This window comes from Sorangium sp. So ce321 (assembly GCF_051530195.1).
Taxonomy (GTDB): domain Bacteria; phylum Myxococcota_A; class Polyangia; order Polyangiales; family Polyangiaceae; genus Sorangium.
Window position 1 is genome coordinate 7,175,342 of record NZ_CP150329.1, and the last position, 26,223, is coordinate 7,201,564.

Below are 26,223 nucleotides of genomic sequence, written 5' to 3' on the forward strand. Positions count from 1 at the left end.
CGCTACCCCGCCTTGGACCTCGCGACCACGGGGATGACGCCCGTCCCGGCGACGGCGCGCGCGAAGTCGAGGCCGGTGAGCACGCCGCGGAGCCGCCGCCCCTGCACCACGAGCACGCGCCGCGCCTGCGCCGCGTGCGCCGCGGCCGCGGCCCGGTGGAGCGGCGTGCGGACGTCGAGACAGACCATGGCGGGGCTCATCACGTCCTCGACCGGCGAATCGGAGAGCACGCCGTGGGCGAGCAGCGCCTCTGTCTGGGTGAACATCCCCACCGGCCAGCCGTCCGGGTCCACCACCACGAGCCCGCTCACCTGCGCTGTCGTCAGCCGATCGGCGGCGAGCGCGAGCGGCGCGTCGAGCGGGATCGTGTACGCGGGGGCCGACATGAGCTCTGCGATCGGGGTCGTGTCCCGCGCCTCCACGAGGGCGAGGAGGAGATCCTTCGTGCTGAAGACGCCGGTCAAGCTGTCGCCCTCGCGGACGAACACCCGGTGGATGCGGTGTTTCAGCAGCACGCTCGCCGCCTGCACGACCAGCGTCGTGCGCCCCACCGTGATGATCCCCGGGCGCAGCACGTCGCGCGCCGGGACGTCGGGCAAGGTGAGCAGCATCCCGCGGCTGTTCGTCTTCGTCTCGAACCGGCCGAGCCGCAGCAGGTCGGTGCGGGAGAGCACGCCGATCGCTCGAGACGCCGCGTCGACGACGGGAACGCAGGAGATCGCGTGCTCGCCAAGGGAGCGATGCACCTCGGGCAGCGGCGTCGTGTCGGGCGCCGTGATGACTTCGCAGGTCATGTAACGCGAGACGGGGGTCGCAAAGCGCATCATGGTGGGAATTCCTCGAAGACGCCGGCGCGGGGTCTCGGGCAGGCGGCGCATCAGCGCGCCACGAGGTAAAAGCAAGAAGCGATCCGTAATGTGAGCACGCGCTGTCGGGCGCCAATCCACGAGGCGCCCGGCCTGGCGCGGCGCCGCGCGGGGGCTGCGCCTTACCGCCGTTGACGCGGCCCAGACGCGGCGCAGCGGCGCTCAATCTGCGCCAAGGTGTGTGGCGAGCTGGGCAGTTCTCGGGCGAGCGGACCGATGTAGGTTTGCCAGGAAGGGAATGTCCCAAAATGCACCACGTGGGGAGCCCTGGAACGTAGCGTCAGGGCGACCGAGCCGGAGATGGCCCCGGGTCGCCCGGCCGCCAGGAGCCGTGCTTCTGCCGCGAGCTCCTGGCGACCAGGTCCCGAAGGAGGCGCCTCAGGCGCGCCGCGGGTCAGCTACCGAGCGCGCCGCGGCTCCGCCTCGTCGTCCCGGGATCTCGTCGCGCCGTCCGGGCCGCGTCTCCCCTTCGCGCTCCCGGAGGGGTCCTGGCTAGTACCTGTTGTTGCAGCCGTAGCTCGAGCCGTAGCTCGGGCTGAAGGAGCCGGGGCCATAGCCGTTGAAGAGACCACCGCCGCTGTAAGGGCCATAGCCGCTGTAAGGGCCATAGCCGCTCGTGGGATACCCCGAGTTGTAAGGATTGCCGTAGTTGTTGCCGCACGGCTTCCAGTTGTTGCCGCCCCAGGGGTTCCCGCCGCAGGGCGGCCTCGAGCCCCACCCGCCGGGGAAGCTGTTGAAACCGCCGCCGGGCCAGCCCCAACCCGGGCGGTTGTTCCACGAGTTGCCGCAGTCCCGATTCCCGAACAGCGCCTGGGAGGTCTCCTCGACCTCCACGGCCTCGGCCTCATCCGCGTCGATCTCGTCGGCGCCTGCCTCGCCCACCGCGCACCCGGTGGTCAGGGCGGCCATCGCCATCGCAACATGCATCCACCTGCTATTCACCAGCTCAACCATTTCTCCTCCTTCCACGGCCTGCGACATCCGCAGGACCGTCGCGTCAGTCGGATTCGCAGAGAGCAGCGCTCATGCCCGAGAGCTGGTGTGCAGAGGCTGCCGCCCGAGCGCGCTCGCGGCGGGCGCGAGGCACCGACAAACCGACATTCCTAAACAGCGTCCAGCCCCGGAGCGACGGCCCTTTCACCCGCGCCGGATCACTGGGCAGATAAGGCGCTTCCAGGCGCGCTCACCACGCAGCGGAGCCCCGCTGGCGCCTCGCAAGGAGCCACGGCTCCGGCAAAGACACGCCTTTCCCGAGCTATCGACTTCTCTTCGCAGGGCGCCTCGACAGGGCGTCTCCGACGATCCGGTACCACATCGCGCACAAGGTGATCCAGGCGACGACAATCACGCAGGTGCGCGCACCGCTCTCGGTCTTTCGGCGCCGCCGCTGTCGCGGTGCTCAGCCCATCTCTCTTGGGCCTGTGCACGCGAGAGCGCCCGGGAGCAGCGCTCTTCCGCCCTGCGATGCCTGCCGTGAGTGCCTGTCGCCTCTGGCCCTCCCGCGCGCGGGAGGGCCGCTCAGGGCGCGGCGCTCCAGGTCTGCCACGCTCCCGTGAAGTCGTCGGCGCGGATCTCGTGGCCGCGCCCGGGGTGCACCACGAGCTCGTGCTCCCAGCCGTGCTGGGTGAGCACGTCAGCGAGGTTCTCGGCGCTCACGACCGTGGAGGCGAGCTCCTGCTCGCCGACGGCGATGTAGATCGGCGGCCTCTCCTGCGAGAAGAGGTGCTCTTCGATGACCATGCGCCCCGCGCCGACGAGCCCGGCGCCGTCGATGTCGACGAGCCCCTCCAGCGCCACGTAGCTCGCGAAATAGCCCCCGTTGGAGAAGCCCATGACATAACGCCTGCCGAACGGCCCGCCGAGGATCCGCGCCAGCAGCGCCTCGGCGCGCATCCACTCCTCGATGAGGGCGGGCGCCGCTGCGTCCAGGGTCTCGCGGCGCGTCGGCCAGCAGAGGTGGGTCTCCACGGACGGATCCCAGGTGCAGAGTCCCGGCCTTCCGCGCGGGAACACCGCGACGACCCCGAGCGCCCTGGCGGCCTCCGCGGCGATCGCCTGCAGTCCCCCGGGCAGCGAGTCGGGCGCCATGGCCCCGTGCAGCACAAGGAGGATCGGCGCGCCGCGCGCGGCCGTCTCCGGCACATGGAAGCAGGTGTGATCGTCCAGGCCGCTCCACCCTGCCGAGCACCACTCCGTCTCGACCGGCTCCCAGCTCAGCGCGCCGCCGGCGCCCCCCTCGCCGCCCTGCCCTCCGGCGCCGCCCCCGCCGGAAGCGCCGCTGCCCGTCGGGGCGCCGACGGAAGCGCCGCCGCCCCCCTCGCCGGCGGCCGCCTCCTCGGCCGCACCTGCGCCGCCGGCGCCGCCTGCGCCGCCTGCGCCGCCGGCGCCGCCGGTCTGGCCCGCGCGCGGCGCCCCGCTGGTCGCGCCGTCGCATGCGGCCAGCGCGAGCGCCGCGAGCGCCGCGAGCGCCGCCGCGCGGCCCTCGAGGATCCACCCGCCGTGTGCCCTGTCCATCCCTCCGTCACGGTGCCCTGTCGGGCGCGGCGCCGCAACGCTCGCGCGGCGAGGTGCTTGCGCCCGCGGGACGGGCGGTTCCCCCGAATGTAAGCTCGCGCCATGTCCCGCCTCGTCGCGCGCCCCGCCGTCCCGGCCGATTACGAGCACTTCGCCCGGCTCTTCGTGGAGCTCGACACGGGCAATCCCGTCCTGCCTCGCGACCGCTGGGAGGGCGCCATGGTCAGGGACACGCTCTTCCTCGAGGTGCGCGGCGAGGTGGTCGCCTACGCCTATGTCCAGCCGCTGCGCGGCGTCGGCTACGTGCGCCACGTCGTCGTCGCGCCGTCCCACCGCGGCCGCGGCGTCGGGGGCGCTGTCATGCGAGCGATCGCCGCGCACCTCCGCGGCCGCGGCTGCACGCGCTGGTGCCTCAACGTGAAGCCGGACAACACCGCTGCCGTGCGGCTCTACCGGAGCGTCGGCATGGATCGCGCCTACACGATGACCACGTTCCACCTCGCCTGGGACACCGTGGCTCGCCTCCCGCGCCCATCCCGCCCGGTCGTCGCCCGCCCGGCGCAGCCGTCCGACGACGCCGCGCTGGAGGCGGCGTTTGCCCTGCTGCCAGGCCAGGTCGCCGAGGCCCGCGGCCGCGGCGGCCTCGTGCTCCTCTGCCTGGTCGACCCCACGGCGCCGGACGCGCCGCCGCTGGGGTTTGCCAACTTCGACCCTTTCCTCCCCGGCGCGTTCCCGTTCCGCGTCGCCGCGCCCGGGCTCGCCGCTCCCCTCCTCGAGGCCATTCGCCCCCACGCCCCGCGCGCGCCCGGAGCGCTCCTCGTCACCGTCGAGGACGACGACGCGCTCGTCTCCGCCTTGCGCGGGGTCGGCGCGGCCGTGCAGCTGATCGGCGCGCACTTCCGCGGCGAGATCCCGCGCGACGGCTGACCCGCGCAGGCCGCTTGCCCTCGCCGCGAGGCCGCAGTACCGAGCCGGCCATGAGCCCACTTCCCGGCCTCCCCGGCGACTTCCTCGCGGCCCTCGCGCGCGAGCTCCCCGCGGATCTCCTCTCGACCGACGCCGCCGATCTCGCGACGTTCGGCCGCGACTGGACCAAGGTCCACGAGCCGAGGCCCTCGGCGATCGCGCTCCCGCGCTCGACGGACGAGGTCTCCCGCCTCCTCCGCCTCTGCTCCGAGCACCGCGTCCCGGTGGTGCCCTCGGGCGGGCGCACCGGGCTCGCGGCCGGCGCCGTGGCGGCCAAGGGCGAGCTCGTCGTCTCGCTCGAGCGGATGCGCAAGATGGGCCCGGTCGACGTGCTCGGCGCGACAGTGCGCGTCGAGGCCGGCGCGGTGACCGAGGCGGTGCACCAGCACGTCGCGCCGCTCGGCCTCACGTGGCCTGTCGACTTCGCCTCGAAGGGGTCGAGCCAGGTGGGCGGCAACATCGCGACGAACGCCGGCGGCGTGAAGGTCATCCGCTACGGCCTCACGCGGCAGTGGGTGCTCGGGCTCACGGTCGTGACCGCGAGCGGCGCGGTGCTCGACCTGAACGGCGCGCTCGAGAAGAACAACACGGGGCTCGACCTGCGCCAGCTCTTCATCGGCAGCGAGGGCACGCTCGGGATCATCACCGAGGCGACGCTCAAGCTCACGCGCGTGCCCGAGGGGCTCAACGTGTTCCTCTTCGCGGTGCCGGACCTCGCCGGCGTGCTCGCGCTGTTCCGCGAGGCCCGCATGGGGCCGTTCGTGGTGATGGCCTACGAGTTCTTCACGGAGAAGTGCCAGGCGCGCCTGCGCCGGCACCGGAACGTGCGCATGCCGCTCTCCGCGCCGTCGGACTACTACGTGCTCATCGAGGTCGAGCGCGGCGAGCCCGAGGCGCTCGACGCCTGGATCGCCTCGCTGTTCGAGCGCGGGCTGGTCACCGACGGCACGCTCGCGCAGCACTCGACGCAGGCCGCCGAGCTCTGGACCCTGCGCGAGGGGATCAGCGAGAGCCTGTCGGCGACCGGGCTGCCGCACAAGAACGACGTGTCGCTCCCCATCCAGGAGCTCGAGGGCTTCTGCTCCGAGCTGGAGAGCCTCTTCGAGGCCCGCTATCCAGGGTGGGAGATCGCCCTCTTCGGTCACATAGGCGACGGCAACCTCCATATCAACGTGATGAAGCCCGACAGCCTCACGCGCGAGGAGTTCCTGCAGCGCACCCACGAGGCGGATCACGCCATCTTCTCGCTCGTGAAGAAGTACCGCGGCAGCATCTCCGCCGAGCACGGGATCGGCCTGCTCAAGAAGGACTACCTGCCCTACTCGCGATCGCCCGAGGAGCTCGCGATCATGCGGTCGATCAAGCGCGTGCTCGACCCGCTGAACATCATGAATCCAGGCAAGATCATCGACGTCTGAGCGCGCCCCGGGCCGCCCCTCGGCAAAGGCACCTCGCCGCGCGCCGCTGAAAGGGCAAGCGGCACGCTCCGACCCGGACACAAGCCGTCCCTCTCCGGATCTCTCGAAGTCTCTTCCTCCTGTTTGCGTGCGCAGCCGCGCTGGTGCGCTCCGCGTCGCCCGGGGGTGGGCTCGCGGTCATACTCCCTCGCGAGGCGTATGGGGCTGCTCGACTGGCTCAGGCGAAGGCGTGGTCATCAGGCGCCGACGGAACCGCCGCTCCCGCGCAGCGAGGCGGCGGATCCGCCTGTGCCCCCCTTCACGGCAGCTCCGCCCGTGCCCCCCTTCGCAGCAGCGACGGATGACCGGAGCCGCCACGAGGCAACAGCGCCGTTCGCGCCATCGAGGACGCGCACCTGGAAGGTCCAGGGATACCGGGTCGAGGCCGATCTCTCGCGTCAGGCGCTCTGCCTCTCCGTTCCGGCCGAATGCGAGGCCGAGGAAGGCGAGCCCGAGCTGTTCCCCACGCTCCGGGCGGCGCGGCTCCCGTCGAGGATGGTCTCGGCCGCGATGCTCGCCCAGAAGGCCAAGCAGTTCGACGATGGGCTGATCGCGGCGGTCGAGGTCGCCGCGCAGCAGGGCGCCGGGCGGCTGCGCGGCAAGGCGTACCTGATCGAGACATGGCTCGCGTCCCTGGCCCACGGCTCGCCCGCGATCCCGGCCACGCTGCTGCTCTCCGCGGCGCGGCTCGGCGGGGTCGTCAAGGCGGCGCCGCCCGCCCTCGCGGCCGACGTCGCGCGCCTTACCCACGAGTTCCTCGCCGACGAGCGCCGCTCGAAGCCGCTCGGGATCTACACCTGGAGCGAGCCGCTCCGGCGCGTCTTCCAGCAGGACCGGCTGCTCCAGGCGCCGCTGCGCGATCCAGGCCAGATCGAGGCGCTCGCCCGCGTCCTCCGCGAAGAAGCCGCCGCGCGGACCACGTACGAGGGCGTGCTCGCCCTCGCGTCGCGGCTCACGGGGGCGCTGGACGCCCCCGATCTGACGTCCGTGCTGCGCTCGCTCGATCGCGGCCAGGTCGAGGTGGGGGCCGCGCACGCGATCTTCCCGCCGTCGCGCTCCGTCGAGGCCGATCTGGCGGTGAGGCTCCTCGGCGACCGGTCCATCCCCGAGGGGTTCGACCTGATCGGCGAGCTCGCGGCGCGCATCCGCGACGGCAGCGTCGACCTCCGCCCCACCGCGGCCTCGGGCTGGCACGACATGCAGACCTGGGCGCTCGAGCCGCTCGTCGCGCCCGAGCGCTCGCCGGAGGCGTCGCGGCTGTCGTTCGAGCGGAGGTACGGCGAGCTCCTGCTGGAGCTGTTCAAGGGCATCCTCGCGCTCACGCGTGAGACGCACGTCAAGCAGCTCGCGGTCCCGCTCGCGGGCTGCGCCGAGCCGGCGCTGCGCCGCCGGCCGAGCGTCGTCATCGACGTCCTGCCGGAGCTCTCCGCCGAGCCCACGGCGTCGTATTTCCTCCGCCGCGCGCTCGGATACCGCTTCGTCCGCCGGACGCTCGAGGGCACGTTCGGCGAGGAAGCGCTCGCCCGCATCGAGCGCCTCACCCCCGAAGGGCCGGTCGAGCTCCCGCTCTCGGAGGAGCTCGCGCAGATCGAGGGGCTGTTCTTCGGCGCGGCCGCCGCTGTCGCGAGCGATCTCGGGATGTCGCTCGACGAGGCCATGGATCCGGCGTTCCGCGACGCCTGCGCGGTCGTGGACGTCCTGCCGGACCGGGACGGATCGCTCGGATCCGGGCGCGGGCGCGAGCACGACGCGCAGGCGTTCCGGCGCTGGATCGCGCGGGACGACCTCGACGTCGGGCGGGACGCGCGGAGGATGGTGCCCGTCTTCCACGACCTCGATCGCCAGAAGACGAAGGCCTGGGTCTTCCTCGGATGGAGCGCGCAGCGCGTGCTTGTTTCGTTCCGGACGCCGCCCGTGGTGCGGGTCTTCGCGCCGGACGGCCGCGAGGCGTCGCCGCCCGAGGTGGACGTGCGGTTCGGCGCGCTCACGCACGACCTGGCCTACCCCGTGATGGCCGAGATCCATGTGGACCGGCTGCTCGACCAGGACGAACTCCGCGCGCTCTGCGACGAGCACCGCACCCGGAGCGCGATCCTGGCGGCGCTCGGGGGCCGCGGCGGCAGGAGCGCGCAGCGCCTCGGGGCGGGCCTCGAGATGCCGCGCCGGCGGGCCTGATCCGCGGTCGAGGGGACCGGCCGGAGCGCCGCCGCTCGCGCGCCCGCCGCGCCTGCCGCCGCAGCGCAGATCGATCCGCTTCGTGGTAAAACCGCGGCGCCGCTCGGCAGGGGGCGCTCGCCGTGGCCTCCTGGAGCCTCCAGCGGCCTGAAGCACCGCGTGAACACCCAGATACCCAGCGCCTGACCGGCCCGGATCGACGGTGGCCGATCAGCGGAAGGAAGAGACGATGACCCTCGACGAATCCAGGCTATCGCACCGGTTCACCGAACGAGGCGGAGTCCGCCTTCACTACGTCGAGGCTGGCGAGGGGCCGCTCGTCGTGCTCCTGCATGGCTTTCCCGAGCTCTGGTACTCGTGGCGGCACCAGATCCCGGCGCTCGTCGAGGCGGGCTACCGCGTGATCGCGCCGGACATGCGCGGCTACAACCTCTCCGACAAGCCCGCGGGCGTCGCGGCGTACGCGCTCGACGAGCTGACCGCCGACGTGGCGGCGCTCATCCAGGCTGCGGGCGCGGAGCGCGCCGCGGCCGTCGTCGGCCACGACTGGGGCGGCGGCGTCGCCTGGGCGTTCGCGATGCGGTATCCCGCGCTCCTCGAGCGGCTCGTCATCCTCAACTGCCCGCACCCCGCGCGGCTCTTCGCCGCGTTCCGCACGGCGCGGCAGCTCCGCAAGAGCTGGTACATGTTCTTCTTCCAGCTCCCGAAGGTGCCCGAGCTGCTCGCGCAGCGGAACGATTACGCCCTGTTCCGCGCGTCGGTGCAGGAGGATCCGCGGCGGCCGGGCGCGGTGACCGACGAGGATCTCGCCCGCTATCTCGAGGCGTGGTCGCGGCCCGGCGCGCTCACGGCCACGATCAACTACTACCGCGCCGCCTTCCGGCCGAGCAAGCTGCGCGACCTGGGCAAGTCGCCCCGCATCGACACCCCCGTGCTGGTGATCTGGGGCGAGCACGACCGCTACCTCGGCTCCGAGCTCGCCGCGCCGGATCCGGAGCTGGTCCCGAACGCTCGAGTCACCCGTATCCCCGACGCGAGCCACTTCGTGCACTACGACCGGCCCGAGCGGGTCAATCAGCTCCTCCTCGAGTTCCTCCGGTGATGCCGGCCTGATCGCGCCCCGCCGCGCCTCGGCGCACACGCGCAGCGGGAGCGGCGGCAAAGCGCTTTTCCGGCGCCACGGACCCGTTTGACACGGCGGGGCTGCCGATCGACCCTCGCGCTCGATCATGCTCCGCCGCATCCCTGATCGGAACATCTGGCTCATCTACGGCGCGATCTTCCTGCTCGGGCTCGCGTACGGCATCGCCATCTCGCTCACGGCGGTGTTCCTCGACGCGCGCGGGTTCAACAAGCGCGACATCGGGCTGCTCGCGTCGTGCTTCGCGCTCGGCATCGTCCTGCTCTCGCTGCCGATGGGCGCGCTCATCCGCCGGTTCTCGGCGAAGACCACGCTGGTCCTCTCGCTGGCCGGGTACGCGGGCGCGGTGGGCGTCTTCCCCTTTCTGCCGGGCTTCGCCTCGATCGCGGCGGTGCGCTTCCTCGACGGCGCCTGCTCGGTCGGCATCTGGGTGAGCTGCGAGACGATCCTGCTCGCCCGGTCGGACAAGGACAACAAGGCGTTCATCACGAGCCTCTACGCCGTCGCGATGGCGCTCGGCTATGTCCTCGGCCCGCTCTGCGCGAAGGGCATCGTCGCGCTCGCCTCGATGCCGTCGGCGTTCGTCGTCTCCTGCGTGGTCTCGGCGCTCTCCGCGCTGCTCGTGCTGGCGCGCCTCGACCACGACCCGCCCGAGGCGCTGGCGCACGGGGAGGCCGGCGCGCCCGCGGGCGCCGAGCCCCCGGCGTCCTCCGCGTCGATCCTCTGGCGCATCAAGACCGCGTGCTTCGCGACCTTCGCTTATGGCTATTTCCAGGCGTCGGTCGTGCTGTTCCTCCCGCTCTACCTCATGGCGTCGAAGGGCGTCACGCTGGATCAGACGATCCTCGTCCCTGCCTTCTTCGCTGTGGGGATGCTCTCGTTCACCAACATCTTCGGCCGGATCGGCGATCGCCGCGGTCACCTGGCCCTCATGCGCGTGCTCGGCGCGATCGGCACGCTGATGATCCTCGGCTTCGTCTACCTCGACCAGTACACGGCGATGTGCGTGGCGGTGTTCATCGCGGGCGCGACGCTCGCGTCGATCTCGCCGCTGAGCCTCGCGCTCCAGGGCATCGTGACCGCGCCGCGCGACTACAGCCGCGCGAACTCGATTTACAACGTCTTCTACGCCGCGGGGATGCTCCTCGGCCCCCCCGCGTCGAGCGCCCTGTACGAGGCCGAGGGCGGGGTCGCGATGCTCTACCACCTGGCGGCGCTGTGGGCCGTGTTCGTCGTGTTCACGATCGTCTTCTCGGGCGACGACCCGGCGTCGCGGCGGGGCGAGCGGGGCCGGCTCGAGGTCGCCGCGTGAGGGGCTGACGCGAGGAGCGATTCACCGGTTTCCCTGGCGATCAGGGCTCACCACCCATCGACCGTAAGCTGGCAGCGAGGGTGTCCTTCGGCGGGCGCGGGGGACGGGCCGTGTGTGAGCCCAATCGACCACCGGTTTCCCTGGCGCTCAGGACTCACACCCTCGCCCCCGGCCGGGCCGCCGCGGATCAGTAAAGTACGCGCGTCCGGATGCTCGTCTCGAGCGCTCCGATCCGCCGGCTCACCTCCGCAGACACGTCCTGCGACAGGTCCATGATGAGGTACCCGATGTTGGCGTCCGTCGAGAGGACCTGGCTGTCGATGTTGGCGTTCACGTCGGACACGATGCGGTTCACGTCGCGGAGCACGCCCGGCACGTTGCGGTGGACGTTGAGGATGCGGTGCGTGCCCTTGAGCGGCGGGAGCTCCACATTCGGGAAGTTCACCGCGCTCGTCGTCGCCCCGGTGGTCACGAGCTGCGTCAGCGCCCGCGACACCTCCCGGCCGATGGACTCCTGCGCCTCCTCGGTCGAGCCGCCGATGTGCGGCGTCAGGAGCACGTTCGGCAGCTTCTGCAGCTCCGTGTGGAACCCGTCCGAGTTCGACTCCGGCTCCTCCGGGTACACGTCGATCGCCGCGCCCGCGAGGTGGCCGCTCCGCAGCGCCTCGGCCAGCGCCGGGATCACCACGACCGAGCCGCGGCTCGCGTTGAGCAGGTACGAGCCCTTGCGCATGTGCGCGAGCTCGGCGGCGCCGAGCATGTTGTGCGTCTCCGGCGTGGCCGGCACGTGGAGCGAGACGAAATCCGACTCCGCGAGCAGCGCCTGCAGCGTCGGCAGGGGGCGGTTGTTGCCCATCGGGAGCTTCTGCGCGATGTCGTAGTAGACCACGCGCATCCCCATCGCCTCGGCGAGCACGCCGAGCTGCTGGCCGATGTGGCCGTAGCCGATCAGCCCGATCGTCTTGCCGCGGATCTCGTAGCAGGCCTTCGAGACCTTCTTCCACGTGCCGGCGTGCACCTCGCGCGACCTGTCGCCGATCTGCCGGGCGAGCACGATGCACTCGCCGATGATCATCTCGGCGACGCTGCGCGTGTTGCTGAACGGCGCGTTGAACACCGGCACCCCGCGCCGGTTCGCCGCGTCGAGGTCGACCTGGTTCGTGCCGATGCAGAAGCAGCCGATGGAGAGCAGCTTGTCAGCCTTCTCCAGCACGCGCGCCGTGACGTGCGTCTTGCTGCGAATGCCGAGCATGTCGACCCCCGCGAGCGCGGCGATGAGCTCGTCCTCCTTCAGCGCGGAGCTGCGCGTCTCGATCTCGAACGACCGCGATCGAAACAGCTCGTGCGCGCTCTGGTGGATGTTCTCCAGCAGGAGGACCTTCACGGGCTCCTTCACGGCAGGGGGGGTGGTCTGAAACTTCGTCGAAGAGTGCGTCATGGGCTTCATCCGTCAGGGCCACCTCTACTACCGCAACTTGGCCCGTTTGCATCTCGGATCCGATCCGACGCGACCGCAATGGGTCGCCGTCCGCGCGTCGTCTGCGCATCCGTTGCGCGCGGCAAACCGCCGCGCCTCCGGCCGGGCGCTCCGCAAAGGAGACGCCTCGCCCGCCGCAGGCTAGATTGCGACGCATGCGCCACCGCAGCCACGCTCGACTCTGTGCCTTCATCGTCGCCGCGCTCGCCGCTGCCTCCGGATGCAAGGAGAGGCCCAGCCCTGGCGGCCCCCCGCCGCCGAGCGCGACGAAGGTCCCCGAAGCGCCCGCGACGCCCCCGACGGCCTCGACGATCGAGACCATGCCGCCCCCCGTCACGCCGCCCTCCAAGGGCGCGCTGATCGAGGACGAGCGCAACACCATCTCGGTGTTCCGCGAGGTCGCCCCCGCGACGGTCTTCGTGACCCAGAAGCGCCTCGTGGTGGACCGCATGTGGGGCACCACGGTCGAGGTGCCCGCCGGCTCGGGCTCGGGCTTCGTCTGGGACGCCGACGGGCACATCGTCACGAACTTCCACGTCGTGGACAACGCGCAGTCCCTCGTGGTCCGGCTCCAGGGGGAGAAGACGTTTCCGGCGAAGCTCGTCGGCGTCGAGCCGCGCAAGGACATCGCCGTGCTCAAGATCGAGGCGCCGAAGGACATGCTCAAGCCGATCCAGGTCGCGCCCCTGCGCGAGCCGCTGGAGGTCGGGCAGAAGGCGATCGCGATCGGCAACCCGTTCGGCCTCGACCACACGCTGACGACCGGCATCATCAGCGCGCTCGGGCGTCAGGTCGAGGGCGCGGGCGGCGTGACCATCCGCGACATGATCCAGACCGACGCCGCCATCAACCCCGGCAACTCCGGCGGTCCGCTGCTCGACTCGAGCGGGCACCTCATCGGGATGAACACGATGATCTTCTCGAAGAGCGGCACGTCCGCCGGCATCGGCTTCGCCGTGCCCTCGACGACGATCGCGCGGATCGTCCCGCAGATCATCAAGACCGGGAAGGCCGAGACGGTCGGCCTGGGCATCCAGCTCGACCCGGCCCACCGCCTGGAGCGGCGCAACGGCATCCGCGGCGTCATCGTGATGGGCGTCATCCCGGGCGGCCCCGCCGACAAGGCCGGCCTGCGCGGCCTCTCCGAGGGCGACCGCGGGCTCGTGCTGGGCGACGTGATCGTCGGGATCGACGGCACGCCGGTCGACGACTACGACGCGCTCTACAACGCGCTCGACACCAAGAAGCCGGGGGACAAGGTGAAGGTCGACATGCTCCGCAACGGCCAGAAGACGACGGTCGAGGTCGCGGTCGAGCTCCTCACCTGAGCCGCGGCTGCTGCGGGGGCGTCGGTCGAGCCCGACCCGCCCCCGCGCGAGCGCCGCCGCGCGTGGGCCGGCAGCGCGATCAGGCGAGGAGCTCGTCGATGAGGCCGCCTTCGAGGCTGCTGTCGCCGAAGTCGTCGAGCGGGCCACCCTGGCCGTTGGTGCAGCCGACGGCCGCGCCGATGGTGTTGAGCAGCTTGTTGATGGTGACCTTCACGTCGACGAACTGGCCCGTCCTCAGGTAGCCGGCGGCGCCGCCGGCGAGGATGTACGGGACCCTCGTGTAGGAGTGGTACTTGTCGGCGTTGTCATTGAGCCACACGGCCACGCCGTGATCGAGGAGGGTCCCGGAGCCGAGCTCGTAGGCCGCGAGCCGGTCGAGCAGGTGCTTGAAGAGCCGCGCGTGGATCCGGTCGACCTGGTGGTGCAGCTCCTGGGCGCCCTCGATCGGCGGGCCCTCCGAGCCGTCGCCGTCGATGCGGTGCGAGATCTTGTGGTAGCTCTTCTGGCGCACGCCGTGGATCGTGTACTCGGTCGCGTCGTTGCCGTCGCCCACCTGGAGGGTCGCGGCGCGCGTCACGCCGCACGCCATCGCGAGCGCGATGATGTCCATCTGCATGCGCGCGACGGCCTCCACGTTGTCGTTGGCGCCGGCCTGCGGGGAGAGCGCCTCCATCTCCGCGACCCGCTCCGGCGGGAGCCCGCAGGCGAGCGTGACCTCGAGGTCGCGGATGCTGTCGAAGTGGAGCTCCAGCCGCTCGCGGTCGCTCTTGCTCAGGTCGTTCCGGCGCATGAGCGCCTGCATATCCGCGCGGACCAGGTCGTTCACGCTGGCGCGGCGGTCGGCCAGCGCCTGCTGGAGCCCGGCGTCGGCGCCGCCGAGCCCGAAGAGCTTCTGGTACGCGTTGAACGGGTTGCGCTCGGCGGCGCGGAGCTGCTTCGGCCCGCGGTACGAGAGCACCTCGTTGATGTAGCCGGCCATCCTGCCCGCGTAGAGCGTCAGCGGCTCGACGCCTGGCGTGTTGAGCTCGGTCGCGATGCGGTTGTCGATCGACTCGCCCATCGCGAGCGACTCGTTGCCCGACGGGTCGTCCGACACGCGCGCCGCCGTGAGGCACTGGTTGCCGCCGCCGGAGTGGCCGCACCCGTTGGCCTTGAACGCGAAGTTGACGCCGCGCACGAGGATGAGCTTGCTCGCGTGATCCTTGAGCTCGCTCACCGCACGGTCGCTGTCCTGCGCCATCGACTCGGCGGTGAGCGCGCCGATCTGGCTGGGCCAGAACATCTCGGGCTCGTCGCCGACCGCCTGCGCCACGCCGTTGGCCTGGCGCATGAAGATCGCGAAGGGCGGCACGTCGCCCGCGCCGGCCGCGGCGCGCCGCGGCGCGAAGGTCTCCAGGAACGGGAGCGCGACCGTGACGCCAAACAGGCCTCGAAGCACACGTCGTCGGGTGATCATTGCGCCTCCGCGGGAACGCGAGCGAGGAAGGAGGTCGAGGAGACGATCCGGAGGATGAGGTCCTTGGTCGAGGCGCCGCCGCGGGACGCCTCGGCGAGCTCGCTGATGAACGCCTGGTCCTGCGCGCGCACGTCGCGGCCCTCGGCGAACGCGACCCAGCGCTTCGCGTAGCAAGCGTGCGCCTCCCCGCTCTCGGCGAGGAGCTGGCTGAACTCGATCGCGTCCGCGTAGCTCCTCGGCTGGCCGCCGAGCGTGTAGACGTCCGCGGAGTTGACCTCCGCCCCGTTGTCGGTCGTGCGGTACTTGCCGATCGCGTCGTAGCGCTCGAAGGCGAACCCGGCAGGGTTGATGACCGCGCCGTGGCACGACTCGCCGCACGTCCCCTTCCCCGTGTGGGCCGTGACGCGCTCGCGGTTGGTCGCGAGCTCGCCCGGCGGCAGCGATGTCGCGTTGTCGGGCGGCGCCGGCAGCGAGGCGCAGAGGATCCTGAGGTTCACGAAGACGCCCCGGTGGATCGAGTCGGGCTGCCGCGCCGTCGCCTTCGCCGCGAGGAAGCCGAGGCGCGTGAGCAGCCCGGAGCGCTCGGCCTCCTTGAGCTCTATCTTCTTGAATTCGCTTGAGAAATCTCCCTCGGCCCCGTAGACCGCCGCGAGGTGGTCGTTCACGAACGCGGTGCGCGAGGTGAGCAGGTCGGTGAGCCCGCCGCCCTCGTCGAACACGACGTGCTCGACGAAGAGCTCCGCCTCGCGCTGCATGTCGTCGCCCATCTCGGGGACGAACTCGGGGAAGAGCGCAGGGTCCTTGTTGAGGTCGTGGTACATCTTGTAGTCGTAGAGCTGGCGGTGGAACGCGCCGACGACCTCGCGCGCCCGCAGGTCCTCCAGCATGCCCTCGGCGTAGGCGCGGACGGCCTCCGGGCTCGAGAGCTCGCCCGCCTTCGCCGCGGCCAGGAGCTCGTCGGAGGGCATCGTGTTCCACAGGAGATACGCGAGCTTCGTCGCGATCTCGTGGCCGCTCAGCGGGATGAGCCCGCCCTTCGCCGGCCCGGCGCCGACCTCGACGCGGTAGACGAAATGGGGCGACTGCAGGAACGCCTCGAGCGCCGCGCGCACGCCCGCGGCGAACGGGTCCTCGCCCTCGAAGAGCTCGGCGCCGCGGTGGAACAGGGCGAGGTACGCGGCCTGCTCCTCGGCCGTGAGCGGGCGGCGGAATGCCCGCTCGCCGAACCGCTCGATGAACGCCTGCGCCCGCGCCTCCGGCTCGACCGGCAGGTCCGCGGGCAGGAGCCGGCCGAGCTTGCCCTCGTCGGTGGCCACCATCGCCGCGAGCTCCTCGGCGGCGCGCTGGTAATCGCCCCAGAGACCAGGCGTCACCTGGAGCGCAGCCTCGTTGTTGTCGAACACACCGCCGAGCGGATCGGACGTGAAAGAGGCCGAGAGGCCGGGCCTGTCGTCGAGGCGCAGGAGATCGCGCACGGTGTTCTCCCACTGCGCGTGGCTCAGCCGCGGGAACATGCTGCGCTCGGCGACCTGCGACTCTGCCGCGCCGCCCGGCAACACGCCGCCGCCCCCCGGCGATACGCCGTCGTCCGACAGCGGATCGCCCACGGCGCCCGTGCACCCCGCGAGAAGCAGCGCCGCGGCGCCCACCCCCGCGCCGAGCAGCCGCCGCCACCGCGGGGAGCTGGTCAATCGACAAGCCGATGAGAACATCGAATTCTCCTGATAAGCAAGTTGATCAAGTTATGAAGGAAGGACACTTTACTAACAAACCAAAAAGACATCGGTTTCCCGGTTTCCGCGCCGCGACCGGCGTTCGCCTAAAACACATAAATCCAACAGCAACAAACTCACGCTCTCGTGTGTGGCCTCCGATGAACGCCGGATACGGCAGGAGACCTCGATGGCTCGCTGCTCCTGTCGGGGCGGGCGCGGCGCCGCCGGGGTAAGTTCGCTGTTGCTCCCGAGCAGCGGTTTCAGCAGGCTCTCCTCCATGCGCCCCTATCGCCTCCGCCGCTGCTCCGCCTGGTCCGCGCTCGCGCTCGCGTCGCTCGTCTCGCTCGCCGCGTGCGAGCGGCGGGCTGCGCCGCCCGGGGGCGGCGGCGCGGCGGACACCGGGCTGCAGGCGCCGGGCGCCGCGCCGGCCGCGAGCACGGCGGTCCCCACCGCGCCGGCCGCGGTCGAGTACCTCGAAGAGGTCACCGGCGGCGCCGACAGGGGCGAGGCGCTCCCCCTCGTCGTCGCCATTCACGGGCTCGGCGACAGGCCCGAGTCGTTCGCGGGCCTGCTCTCGGGCGTCGACTTCAAGGCGCGCCTCATCGTGCCGCGCGGGCTCACGCCGTACCACGACGGCTACTCGTGGTTTGCGCTGCAGCAGGCGCTCGGGAGCGACGACGTGGGACAGGGCATCTTGCGCGCGGCCGGCGCGCTCGCGGCGACGCTCGAGCGGCTCGCGGCCGAGCGGCCGACGCGGGGCAAGGCCGTCGTGACCGGCTTCTCCCAGGGCGGCGCGCTCAGCTTCGCGCTCGCCCTGCACCACCCGCGCGTCGTCGGCGCGGCCTTCCCCGTCGGCGGCTGGGTCCCCCCCTCGGCGCTGCCCGGCGCGGGCGCGGTGGATCCGGCGACTCCCGCCCTCGTGGCGCTGCACGGAGAGGCCGACCGGCGCGTGCCGATCGGACCGACCCGCGAGGCGATCACGACGCTCAGCAGGCTCGGTGTCAAGGCGAGCCTGGAGGCCTATCCGGACGTCGGCCACACCGTGAGCGCCGAGATGCGGCGCGATCTCGTGCGGCTCATCCGCGGCGCCATCGGCGAGATGCGCTGACGGCCGTACGAGCAGAGCCTCATCTCCTCGCCTCCGCAGGCCCGAGCACCCTGTCTTGCAGGGAGCCCCGCGTGGCGCTCGGGCCCGTTCTGCGCGACCCGCGGCCCCGCCTGACTCGCCAGCGGCCGGCCGGGATCGGCCGCTCAATCACACGACTCGTCGTCGTGACCGTCGTCTCTACAGAACTTCTTCTTGCACTCCTTGAGATCGTCCTTGACCTTGTCCAGGACGTCATCGGGGTGCTTGATCTTGCCGCTCGGATTCCGGTCAGCGTGCTTGATGGTCTTCAGGACATCCTTGATGCACTCGCAGAGCTCATCGCACTTCTCGTCGTCGCCGTCGTGGTCGTGGCCGCCGCTGTAAGTGCTGGAGCTGGGCCACGTGTCGCTGGCTTCCGCCTGCGCCGAGCCGAAGAACATCCCGCAGGCGCCCGCCAGGATGAGAAGAGCCGAAGCGTATCCAATGGTCTTTTTCATGATCCTATCCCCCCGCGTCGACATCTCGCACGCCACCGAGGCGCGATGTCGACTCGTCATGATCGCGAAACGTAGTCGCGTGACTCAGCCGGTCAACTAATTTCAAAGCATTGACTATCCCACTCCGGTGCCGCCAAGGGGTCTCGCACGGGAGGACAAGGTCGACAGCTCCGAAAGGTCAATGGACACCGAGCTGGCTTGCGTCATGGGCGCCGCGCGTGGAAACCACCGGGGGAGCCTGTCGTGTAGTGATTCTAACGAAGGAGTCAGGTGAGGCGCCATATGGGCCCAAGCGTGAGCAGGGCTCGTCGCTGAGCTTGGCGCGAGTTCAACCCGAACATCGGCAGAGGCGCGCGACTGTAATGCTGGCCACCAGCGCCGGCGCAGAGGCTCTCTGAGCTGCACGAGCACAATCATGTGTGCACAGAACAGAAGGACCACGTCTCTCGCTCCTGCTGCCCCTCCCCTCAGCATGGCTTGAGCAGCGCAGGCTCCCGCAGAGGCCTCGCCTCTCGGGCCTCGGTGAGGTTTCATACGCGCCGAGCTCGCATCATGCCGGGGCAGAGGCCCGAGCCCGCCGGCCGAGGCTCCGGACGCCACCGGACCTCGAGAAGGCCCGACCGCCGCGGACAGCGGGCAGCGCGCCCGAGCGGCGGACCGCGGCCGGGCGGCGGGGAGCAGGCCGGGCGCGCGCCGGGAGCGGGCCGGGCGCGCGCCGGGCGGCGGCGAGGTCGACGGAGGGCCACCTCGGCGGCGCGCCGGCGGCGAGCTACAGGCGAATCGGCCGCTCCCATCTACACGCCGCGCGGCGGATACCCTACTGCTGCTGGCGAGGCGGAATGAAACCGAACTTGCCGGATCGCGTCGAGCGGTGTCTCAGCCACCGTCACTTCTTCAAAGCTGTCCTGATCCTCGCGCTCGCCCTGTCGGCGCCCACCATCGCGATCGGCTTCTACAGCGACGACTATGTCTTCCTATGCTATCTCGAGAAGCTAATTCCTGGCTCGCCTCCCTGGTACGATCTCTATAACTTCTTCAACGGCGACCCGCAGGAGACGCAGGCGCGCATCGGCCTCTCCGGGATCCCGTGGTGGACCGATCCCGAGCTCAAGCTCCACCTCGTACGCCCGTTGACGAGCGCGCTGTTGACGCTCGAGCGCGCCCTCTTCGGCCACGCTCCGGTCGGGTACCACCTCGTCTCCATCGCGCTGTACGTCGCCCTGGTCGCAGCCGCCGGCAGGCTCTTCCTGCGGGTGCTCCCGGGCGCGACAGGGGCGCTCGCGCTCCTGCTCTTCGCGGTGAACGCGAACCACATGATGTCGGTCGGCTGGATCGCCTGCCAGCACCTGCTGCTCGCGGCGCTCCCCGTGGTGCTCGGGCTGCTGGCCCATCTCCGCTACCGCGAAGAAGGGTGGCGGCCCGGGCGGTACCTCGGCCCGCTCGCGCTCGGGATCGGGCTCCTCGGCGGCGAGGCGGCGCTCGGCGGGGCAGCGTACTGGCTCGCCTACCAGCTCGCCGGTCCCGTGCCGCCGGGTCGCGCCGCCGGATGGCGCGCTCGAGCGGCCGGCGCGCTCCCGGCGCTCGGACTCCTCGCGTACTTCGCCGCCTACAAGGCAGTCGGCGGCGGCGCCGCGAACACCGGAGCTTACATCGACCCGCTCAGCAGCCCGCTCCGGTTCGCCGCCGTGGCGGCAGAGCGCCTGCCCGTCCTGCTCGGCAACGCCATCGCGTCCGTGCCCGCCGACCTCTCGTCCGCGCTCCCCAAGGGCCCCTTCATCGTCATCGGGCTCGCGGCGACCGCCGGCCTCGCCCTGCTCTACTGCGCTTGCCTCCCCGCGATCCCCGAGCGCGAGCGGGCCGCCCTGCGCTGGCTCGTCCCCGGGGCGCTCCTCGCCGTCCTCACGAGCCTCGGAGGCTTCCCCGGGTCGCGCCTCCTGCTGGTACCAGACCTCGGGATCGCGCCGCTCCTCGCCGTGATCATCCTGAGCGGGCTTCGCCGCGGCCCCTCGCCCGGGCTCGTGTCGTCCGGCCGCCGCGGCGGCGCGGGGTTCCTCGGGATCGTGCACATCGCGCTCGCGCCGGTCGTGTTCCTGGCCGCCACCGCGTCGAGCGTGGACATCGCGCGGAAGCTCGAGGAGGTCGCGCGCACCGCCGAGATCGGGGCGCCGCCCCGCAAGAGGGTCTTCCTCGCCGCCTCCTCCGATCCCATGGCGTCCATCTATCCCCAGGCGATCCTCGCCCTGGAGTCGCCCGAGGTCCTCTCCTGCTGGTCGATGCTCTCGATGACCAAGGCCTCGCACCGCCTCACGCGCACCGGCCCGTCCTCGTTCACGCTCGCGCCCATCGGCCGGACGATGCTGACGGGCGCGTTCGAGCTGCTATACCGCGCGCCGTCCGCGCCCCTCCAGCGGGGCGATCAGGTCGTCCAGTGCGGCGCCACGATCCGGGTCGCCGAGGTCGAGGACGGGAGGCCTTCGCAGATCGAGGTCGAACTGGGCGCGCCGCTCGAGGACCCGGCGCTCGTGCTCCTCGCATGGCGCGACGGGAAGCTCCGGCGCGTCGCGCTGCCCGCGGTCGGCGAGACGGTGGAGCTCCCGTGGTCGCCGGGGCCGATCGGGCTCTTATGAACGGGAGAGCGCGCCTCGACCGACCCCGGTGCGCGCCCCCGTGCCCACCCCGCGCGACGAACACCCTCCCCGGCAGCCTACCGTGAGCGCTGGGCTCAAACATCTTGGCGTGAGCCACGTCAAGGCAGCCTGCACACGTAGGGTAGCTCGGCGTCGCAGGGCATGTCGTTCCAGAGGCCGTCGGCCCAGCTCGCCAGCTCCACGCAGTGCTCTCCGGCACCAGCGTTGTTCGGCTCGCCGCTGGCCCAGCGTTGGTGGTCGGACGGCGTGCCGTCGATCCACGCGAAGTCCCCCTCGGAGGCCGCGTCGGTGAGCCCGATCCACCAGTCGCCCGGCTGGATCGCGTCGGCGCCCGAGACCACGAGCTCCTGCGCCTCCCCGTCATGGATGGATACGAGGTGCCCGCCCTGCGCGATGCAGTCGAGCTCCGCGTCCTCCCACGTCGCCGACACGAAGCAGAACGCCAGGGAGCCGCCGTCCGGAAGCGGCTGCGGAGCGCAGTGCGGGCACGAGCGATCGTTGTCCACGCGCCCGTCGCAGTCGTTGTCGACCAGGTCGCACAGCTCGGGGGCGCCCGGGTACACGGAGGGATCGCTGTCGTCGCAGTCGTCCCCGCAGCCGGACGAGAGGTCGCCGTCCGCGTCGAGCCCCGAAGGATCCACGCAGGTGAGCCCGGTCCGCACGCTGGCAGGACGGTCGTTCAGGAAGGCGACGATCGCGTCGATGTTCTCGCCGACGTCCTCGGGACCCACCTCCCTGCGCGGATCCTCGAGCACATCGGCCCAGACCTGGGCGCGCACCTCCTCGACGGCGCTCACCAGGCCGAGCTCCGACACGCGCTCGATCACGCGCTCGAACGCCGCCGCGAGCGCCTGCCGGCACGGCGGCGAGGCGGTGCACATGCGCTCGAGGCGCGCGTCGCCGCCGAAGGGGTACAGATCGTCCTCGAAGGTCTGGTCGAGGCCCCACGGCATGAAGGTCCACCGGCCGTCGTCCGGGCGCCGCGCGATGAAGTAGTTGTTGAGCTTCCAGGCATAACCGTCCCAGTGGCCGAGGAAGGTCTCGGTGGCGGCGAACGCGAGGTAGCGATCCATGTCGATGAGCTGCGACGCCTCCGCGAGGAACGTGTCCGGGTCCGTCATGCCATCGAGCGCCTCCGCGAGCTCGGCCAGGTCGGCGAACGCGACGTCATCGCCGTTGTCCTGGTCGAAGGTCTCGATGAGCCAGGGATCGAGATCGCTCCCGTAAGCCCCCTCGTAGAGGTTGCCCTTGTGGCCGCCGAGCCATCGATCCAGGAAACGAGGGTTATCCGGTGACTCCACGGTGGTATACAGGCCATAGAGCGAGCCGTTCACCCAGACCGTCGCGTGGGCCGCGCGCGACGCGGGCACGTCCATCGCGCGGAACACCGCATAGGCCAGGCGCTCGTGGGTCATGCTCGGGTCCTGGACCATGTTGTTGAGCGCGAGCTTCTCCACCCCGAACAGGGTCTGTTCGTCGGTGAACTCGTCGAACTTCAGCAGGAATGCAGCCTTCTCCTCCAGGGTCCGGAACGAGCCGAAAACGCCCTTGAGCCGCACGCCGATATCGGAGAGCTCTACCACCTCACCGTCCATCGTCACCTTGAGCTGCCCCAGGACATACTCGTCGGGCGTGGCGTCGAGCTGATCGATCGACGCCTGCGACAGCGCGATATCGAACCGTGGGATGCTCGCGCCGGCAAAGAGCGGCTCTGCCGGATCAGGAGGCGGCGGCTCCTCCCCGCCAGAGCCGGCTCCGCCGACAGCGCCGGCTCCGCCGACAGCGCCGGCTCCGCCGACAGCGCCGCCCAGGCCGCCAGCGCCGTCGCCGGTGCCGCCGCCTGAGCCCCCGACGCCGCTGCCCGTCGGCCGGGGCTCCTCCGCGGCATCGCCGCACGCTGCGAGCAGCGCAAAGGACATCGCGAGTGGACCGGTCCAGCTCCAGAAACTTGCCAATGACTTTCTCACGCTCCTCCCCTTTTACAGGGAATTCACGCGCATTGCACGCCTTCTCGAGGCCAACGCGCGCATCGAGAGGCCGCGCCACCACCGTCTGGCGCAGATTGCGGTGCACCGTATACAAGGTGTGCGCGCGGGGGAGCGATGATCGCGTTCCGTGTCTCGGTCAATGGAACCAAGGTCTGCACCTCCGGCATCGGCCCGAGCGGCGTCCTGTCGATCGCGAGATGGACAGGTCAGCGACGCCCCGCGCTCACGGGACAAAGGCGACGTCGTCGACGAGCAGATCGAACACGGTCGACTTCGCCGTGTGGAACTCCACCGAATAGGCGTGCGCCGCGTCGAACGCGGCGGGCGCCGGCACGCCCCAGCCGTCCGTGCTGAGGACCGCGAACATGACCGTGTACTGCGCCCACTCGGTCGTGATGTCGAGTCCCTCGCCGAAGTGGTCGCCACACCCGGAGCCGGCGCACACGCCGCCTTCCAGATCGGTGTTGCGGTCGGGGAAGTTCACGTAGATGTGCGTCGGGGCCGCGGCCTTGGCCCAGAAGGTCAGGCCCGAGTACGCAGACGCGTCGTAGCTCGACTTCGCGCCCCCCGGAGCGAGGTTCAGGTCAAACCCCATCCCGGCCCCCCTCGAGGCGAAGCCGCTCCCCGCGACGTGGGCAGCGTACATGCTCGGCTCGTGCCCGGGCGAGACAGGCACGAACGGACGGCCGGGCAGAGGAGTTTGCGTGCCGCCCCGGGTGCCGTCGTTGTACGTGTACCAGTTGCCGACACGGTCCTTGCACCGGACGAGCGCGCCATCGCCGTCCTCGAGGTCGTCCAGGAGCGTCGTGCAGGGAGGCGGCTCCGCCCCCGCGTCCGGTTCGCCAGCGCCACCGGCGCCACCGGCGCCACCGGCGCCACCGGCGCCACCGGCGCCACCGGCGCCACCACCGAGGCCGAACGGATCGGGGTCGTACTCGCCGGACGAGATGCCGAGGACGAGGCCACATCCGCTCACGAGCGCCGACGCGCAGAGGCCGAGAAAGAGCACCTGGAGACGCATCAGAAGCTGCCTCGCACGAGCGCGCCGCCCACCGCGGGCGTCAGCCCGATCGACGCGCCCGTCGCCGAGCTCTTCGCCGTGAGCCACAGCACGCCACCGCCGGCGATGGCCGCGAGGCCGACGCCGAAGACCACCGTCGCCACGTTCGCGCGAGCCACGGCGCCGTCGCGGATGTCCATGCCGCGCCGATCGCAGCGATCGCCGTTGCAGAAGGCGCTCGACTCGTCGAACCTCGACTTCGCCGCGAAGGCGAGCGCCGTCCCGACACCCACGGTCACGACCCCCGCGCCTCCCACGACGAGCGCGAGCGTGCGGCGCCCGTCGCCCGCGCTGCCCGCCTCCCTGGACCCGGGGTCGTCTGCCAGCGCGCGCACGACGAGGGTCGACGTCGCGCCGCCCGGCCCGACCTCGACCCGCGCCGTCCACGTCCGCTTGCCCGGCGCGCTCGCCGCGACGACATGGGTCCCCGGATCGACCGGCATGGGCACGCCCCACTGGCCAGGGCCGACCGGCGTGCCGTCGCGCTTCACCTCGAGGCCCGGCGTGCTCGCTGCCTCGACGACCACCGTGAGGTGGGAGACCTTCGGCCGGACGGCCGCGGCGCGCTCGCGCGCCTTCGCCTCCTTCGCCCGGTCGCCGCTCGCGTGCACCCGGGCGGCGACCTCGAGGAACTGCGCCCATGCGGAGGCCATCTTGCCGACGCGCTCGTAGCAATCGGCGAGGAAGTAGCGGGTGTTCACGCTGTCATAGAGGCGAAGGCTCTCCTCGTACCTGGGGCAGGCGCGCGAGGGCTGGCCAGCGTCGATGAGCGCTCCCCCCTCCCTGAACAGCGCCACGGCGCCCGCCTTGTCCTCGGCCCTCGCCGCGCGTCCCCCCGCGATCGCCGTCGTCAGGCCGACGCCGATCGCGCAGAGGCGCGCGACCCACCGGCGTCCACCCTTGACTCGGCCCCTCGTCTGCAGCGGCACCATCGCCCGCGCGAGGGTATCAGAAGACATCGCGCGAGAAGGGGTCGGCGCTCGGGGTGCGCTTCACCGGCGGGGGGGCGCGCTTCGCAGGCTGAGCCGAGCCGCTCGGCTTCGCGGCCTTCGCCGCCGCGGAGGCCGTCGCGCTCGCCTCCGGCTGCGGCACCTCGGCCGGCGCGCCGGGCGCGGCGCTCGGCGGCGGCACGGCGCTCGCCGAAGGCTCGATGGCGACCTCGATGGCGACGGGCGGGGCGGCGCTCGGCTGCGCCGCGCGAGGCTCCGCCTGAGCGCCCTGAAGGCCCTCCGCCGGCGCGACCTCGCGCTCGGCGTGGCGCGGCAGGCTCCACAGGAAGAGGCCGGTGCTCACGACCGCGAGGCCGAGCCCGATCGCGATGGGGAGGGCGCGCCGCTCGCCGAACGCGTGCCTGCGGGTCGTGGTGCCGACCGGCGCGATCGTGAGCGCTCCCCCCTCGGGAGGCACGGCCGCGGCGGGGACCGCCGCCACGGCCGATGAGGCCAGGGGGAGAGCGCCAGGCTGCACGGAAGCGACCGGCAGCGAGCCGCGCAGCGCGACGAAGAGGCGCTCGGCGGCCACCCGCACGTGCGACGGCGCGAAGGGCACGAGCGCGAGCGCGAGCTCCGCGATCGTCGGGAAGCGACGGTCGCGATCGCGCGCGATCGCCGCGAGGAGCACCTGCTCCAGCGGCTCCGGGATGTCCGGACGCAGCGCGCGCGGCCGCAGCGGCTCGCCCTGGGTGACCATGTAAACGAGCTGCGCGAGCTCCTGCGCGATGAACGGCGTTCGCCCCGTGAGCAGCTGGAAGAGCACGACGCCCAGCGAATAGACGTCCGCGCGGCCGTCAACGTCGCTCGCCGAGCGGAGCTGCTCGGGGGACATGTAAAGAGGCGAACCGAGCATTCCCCCGACCCGCGTCAGCGCGTGGTCCTCCGCGTGCGTCATCTTCGAGATCCCGAAGTCGAGCACCTTGATGCACGGCGAGCCGTCCGCGTTGTGCGTGAGGAACAGATTGCTCGGCTTCACGTCCCTGTGGACGATGCCTTGCGCGTGCGCCTCCGCGAGCGCCTCGCAGACCTGGAGCACGAGCTCGATGGCCACGGGCACCGGGAGGACCCCGCTCTCCGCGAGCACGGCGGCGAGGTCCCTCCCCTCCAGGTGGTCCATCACCAGGTACGGCGCGCCGTTCTCCAGCGTGCCGACGTCGGCGACACGCACGACGTGCCGGCTGCGAATACGCACGGCGGCGCGCCCCTCTCTCAGGAAGCGCTGGAGGATCTCCGGGTCCCGCACGTACCTCGGCAGGAGCACCTTGATCGCGACGCGATCGTCGAGCGCGAGGTGGCGCGCAGCGACGACGAGCCCCATGGCGCCCCTTCCGAGGACGCTCTCCACGCGGTACTTGCCGAGGAGGACGTCTCCAGGGGCAATCGTGTGCTCATCGGGGCTCGACATGGGCAGCGCAGGGTGACAGACGGGCATCGAATATGCCACGATGAGCGTTTTTTGCAATTGCACCGCATCGGTCTGTCGACCTCTCGATCGTACCGCCGAGCACGTGCCGTGCGCTGCCCTTGCTGTGATGTCACGGCGG

At 71.6% G+C, this 26,223-nt stretch carries 19 protein-coding genes; 8 read left to right on the forward strand and 11 right to left on the reverse strand.

The window, feature by feature from the left end:
* Positions 1–2: 2 nt before the first annotated feature.
* The 3 genes from WME89_RS26310 to WME89_RS26320 all read right to left on the reverse strand — a co-directional run bounded on the left by WME89_RS26310 (position 3) and on the right by WME89_RS26320 (position 3,380).
* A complete protein-coding gene (locus tag WME89_RS26310; protein WP_437663351.1) occupies positions 3–827 on the reverse strand; it encodes a CBS domain-containing protein in 825 nt (274 codons plus the stop codon).
* Between the two features lie 531 nt (positions 828–1,358).
* Positions 1,359–1,781 (reverse strand): hypothetical protein, encoded by a 423-nt coding sequence (locus tag WME89_RS26315; protein WP_438011821.1) that lies wholly within the window; start codon positions 1,779–1,781, stop codon positions 1,359–1,361.
* Positions 1,782–2,384: 603 nt separating this feature from the next.
* Positions 2,385–3,380, reverse strand: coding sequence for an alpha/beta hydrolase (locus tag WME89_RS26320; RefSeq protein ID WP_438011822.1), 996 nt, complete (start codon positions 3,378–3,380; stop codon positions 2,385–2,387).
* Between the two features lie 102 nt (positions 3,381–3,482).
* Here WME89_RS26320 and WME89_RS26325 point away from each other — a divergent pair, with 102 nt between their 5' ends.
* The 5 genes from WME89_RS26325 (at position 3,483) to WME89_RS26345 (ending at position 10,431) form a co-directional block, all read left to right on the forward strand.
* Complete coding sequence (locus WME89_RS26325) at positions 3,483–4,307, forward strand: GNAT family N-acetyltransferase (RefSeq protein WP_438011823.1); 825 nt, start codon at positions 3,483–3,485, stop codon at positions 4,305–4,307.
* Positions 4,308–4,357: 50 nt separating this feature from the next.
* The gene (locus tag WME89_RS26330) at positions 4,358–5,764 is read left to right on the forward strand and encodes an FAD-binding oxidoreductase (RefSeq protein WP_438011824.1); all 1,407 of its coding nucleotides are present in this window, start codon (positions 4,358–4,360) and stop codon (positions 5,762–5,764) included.
* 288 nt (positions 5,765–6,052) lie between these two features.
* On the forward strand, positions 6,053–7,978 hold the full coding sequence (locus tag WME89_RS26335; RefSeq protein WP_438011825.1) for a hypothetical protein: 1,926 nt from the start codon (positions 6,053–6,055) through the stop codon (positions 7,976–7,978).
* A 229-nt stretch (positions 7,979–8,207) separates the two neighbouring features.
* Positions 8,208–9,080: an alpha/beta fold hydrolase gene (locus WME89_RS26340; protein WP_438011826.1), complete on the forward strand. Its 873-nt coding sequence runs from the start codon at positions 8,208–8,210 to the stop codon at positions 9,078–9,080.
* Positions 9,081–9,207: 127 nt separating this feature from the next.
* Positions 9,208–10,431 carry an MFS transporter gene (locus WME89_RS26345; RefSeq protein WP_438011827.1) on the forward strand — a complete coding sequence of 408 codons (1,224 nt, stop codon included), beginning with the start codon at positions 9,208–9,210 and terminating at the stop codon, positions 10,429–10,431.
* A 187-nt stretch (positions 10,432–10,618) separates the two neighbouring features.
* Here the strand turns inward: WME89_RS26345 and serA are convergent, their stop codons facing one another.
* Positions 10,619–11,878: a phosphoglycerate dehydrogenase gene (gene serA / locus WME89_RS26350; RefSeq protein ID WP_438011828.1), complete on the reverse strand. Its 1,260-nt coding sequence runs from the start codon at positions 11,876–11,878 to the stop codon at positions 10,619–10,621.
* A 185-nt stretch (positions 11,879–12,063) separates the two neighbouring features.
* On the opposite strand from serA, the gene WME89_RS26355 reads away from it, so the two are divergent.
* A complete protein-coding gene (locus tag WME89_RS26355; protein ID WP_438011829.1) occupies positions 12,064–13,236 on the forward strand; it encodes a S1C family serine protease in 1,173 nt (390 codons plus the stop codon).
* A gap of 79 nt (positions 13,237–13,315) precedes the next feature.
* Here WME89_RS26355 and WME89_RS26360 read toward each other — a convergent pair whose 3' ends face one another.
* Together WME89_RS26360 and WME89_RS26365 are read right to left on the reverse strand one after the other, a co-directional pair.
* A complete protein-coding gene (locus WME89_RS26360) occupies positions 13,316–14,674 on the reverse strand; it encodes a DUF1552 domain-containing protein (protein ID WP_438011830.1) in 1,359 nt (452 codons plus the stop codon).
* A 14-nt stretch (positions 14,675–14,688) separates the two neighbouring features.
* The gene (locus WME89_RS26365) at positions 14,689–16,383 is read right to left on the reverse strand and encodes a DUF1592 domain-containing protein (RefSeq protein ID WP_438011831.1); all 1,695 of its coding nucleotides are present in this window, start codon (positions 16,381–16,383) and stop codon (positions 14,689–14,691) included.
* A gap of 301 nt (positions 16,384–16,684) precedes the next feature.
* On the opposite strand from WME89_RS26365, the gene WME89_RS26370 reads away from it, so the two are divergent.
* On the forward strand, positions 16,685–17,515 hold the full coding sequence (locus WME89_RS26370; RefSeq protein ID WP_438011832.1) for an alpha/beta hydrolase: 831 nt from the start codon (positions 16,685–16,687) through the stop codon (positions 17,513–17,515).
* A 143-nt stretch (positions 17,516–17,658) separates the two neighbouring features.
* On the opposite strand, the gene WME89_RS26375 is transcribed toward WME89_RS26370, so the two are convergent.
* The gene (locus tag WME89_RS26375) at positions 17,659–17,991 is read right to left on the reverse strand and encodes a hypothetical protein (RefSeq protein WP_438011833.1); all 333 of its coding nucleotides are present in this window, start codon (positions 17,989–17,991) and stop codon (positions 17,659–17,661) included.
* Positions 17,992–18,830: 839 nt separating this feature from the next.
* Here WME89_RS26375 and WME89_RS26380 point away from each other — a divergent pair.
* The gene (locus WME89_RS26380; protein WP_438011834.1) at positions 18,831–20,618 is read left to right on the forward strand and encodes a hypothetical protein; all 1,788 of its coding nucleotides are present in this window, start codon (positions 18,831–18,833) and stop codon (positions 20,616–20,618) included.
* A 119-nt stretch (positions 20,619–20,737) separates the two neighbouring features.
* Here WME89_RS26380 and WME89_RS26385 read toward each other — a convergent pair whose 3' ends face one another.
* The 4 genes from WME89_RS26385 to WME89_RS26400 form a co-directional block, all read right to left on the reverse strand.
* On the reverse strand, positions 20,738–22,606 hold the full coding sequence (locus WME89_RS26385) for a CotH kinase family protein (protein ID WP_438011835.1): 1,869 nt from the start codon (positions 22,604–22,606) through the stop codon (positions 20,738–20,740).
* A gap of 244 nt (positions 22,607–22,850) precedes the next feature.
* Positions 22,851–23,648 carry a hypothetical protein gene (locus WME89_RS26390; protein WP_438011836.1) on the reverse strand — a complete coding sequence of 266 codons (798 nt, stop codon included), beginning with the start codon at positions 23,646–23,648 and terminating at the stop codon, positions 22,851–22,853.
* The gene (locus WME89_RS26395; RefSeq protein WP_438011837.1) at positions 23,648–24,646 is read right to left on the reverse strand and encodes a hypothetical protein; all 999 of its coding nucleotides are present in this window, start codon (positions 24,644–24,646) and stop codon (positions 23,648–23,650) included. The genes WME89_RS26390 and WME89_RS26395 overlap by 1 nt, the downstream gene beginning before the upstream one ends.
* Positions 24,636–26,084: a serine/threonine-protein kinase gene (locus WME89_RS26400; RefSeq protein WP_438011838.1), complete on the reverse strand. Its 1,449-nt coding sequence runs from the start codon at positions 26,082–26,084 to the stop codon at positions 24,636–24,638. Before WME89_RS26400 ends, WME89_RS26395 begins: the two co-directional genes overlap by 11 nt.
* Between the last annotated feature and the right edge of the window lie 139 nt (positions 26,085–26,223).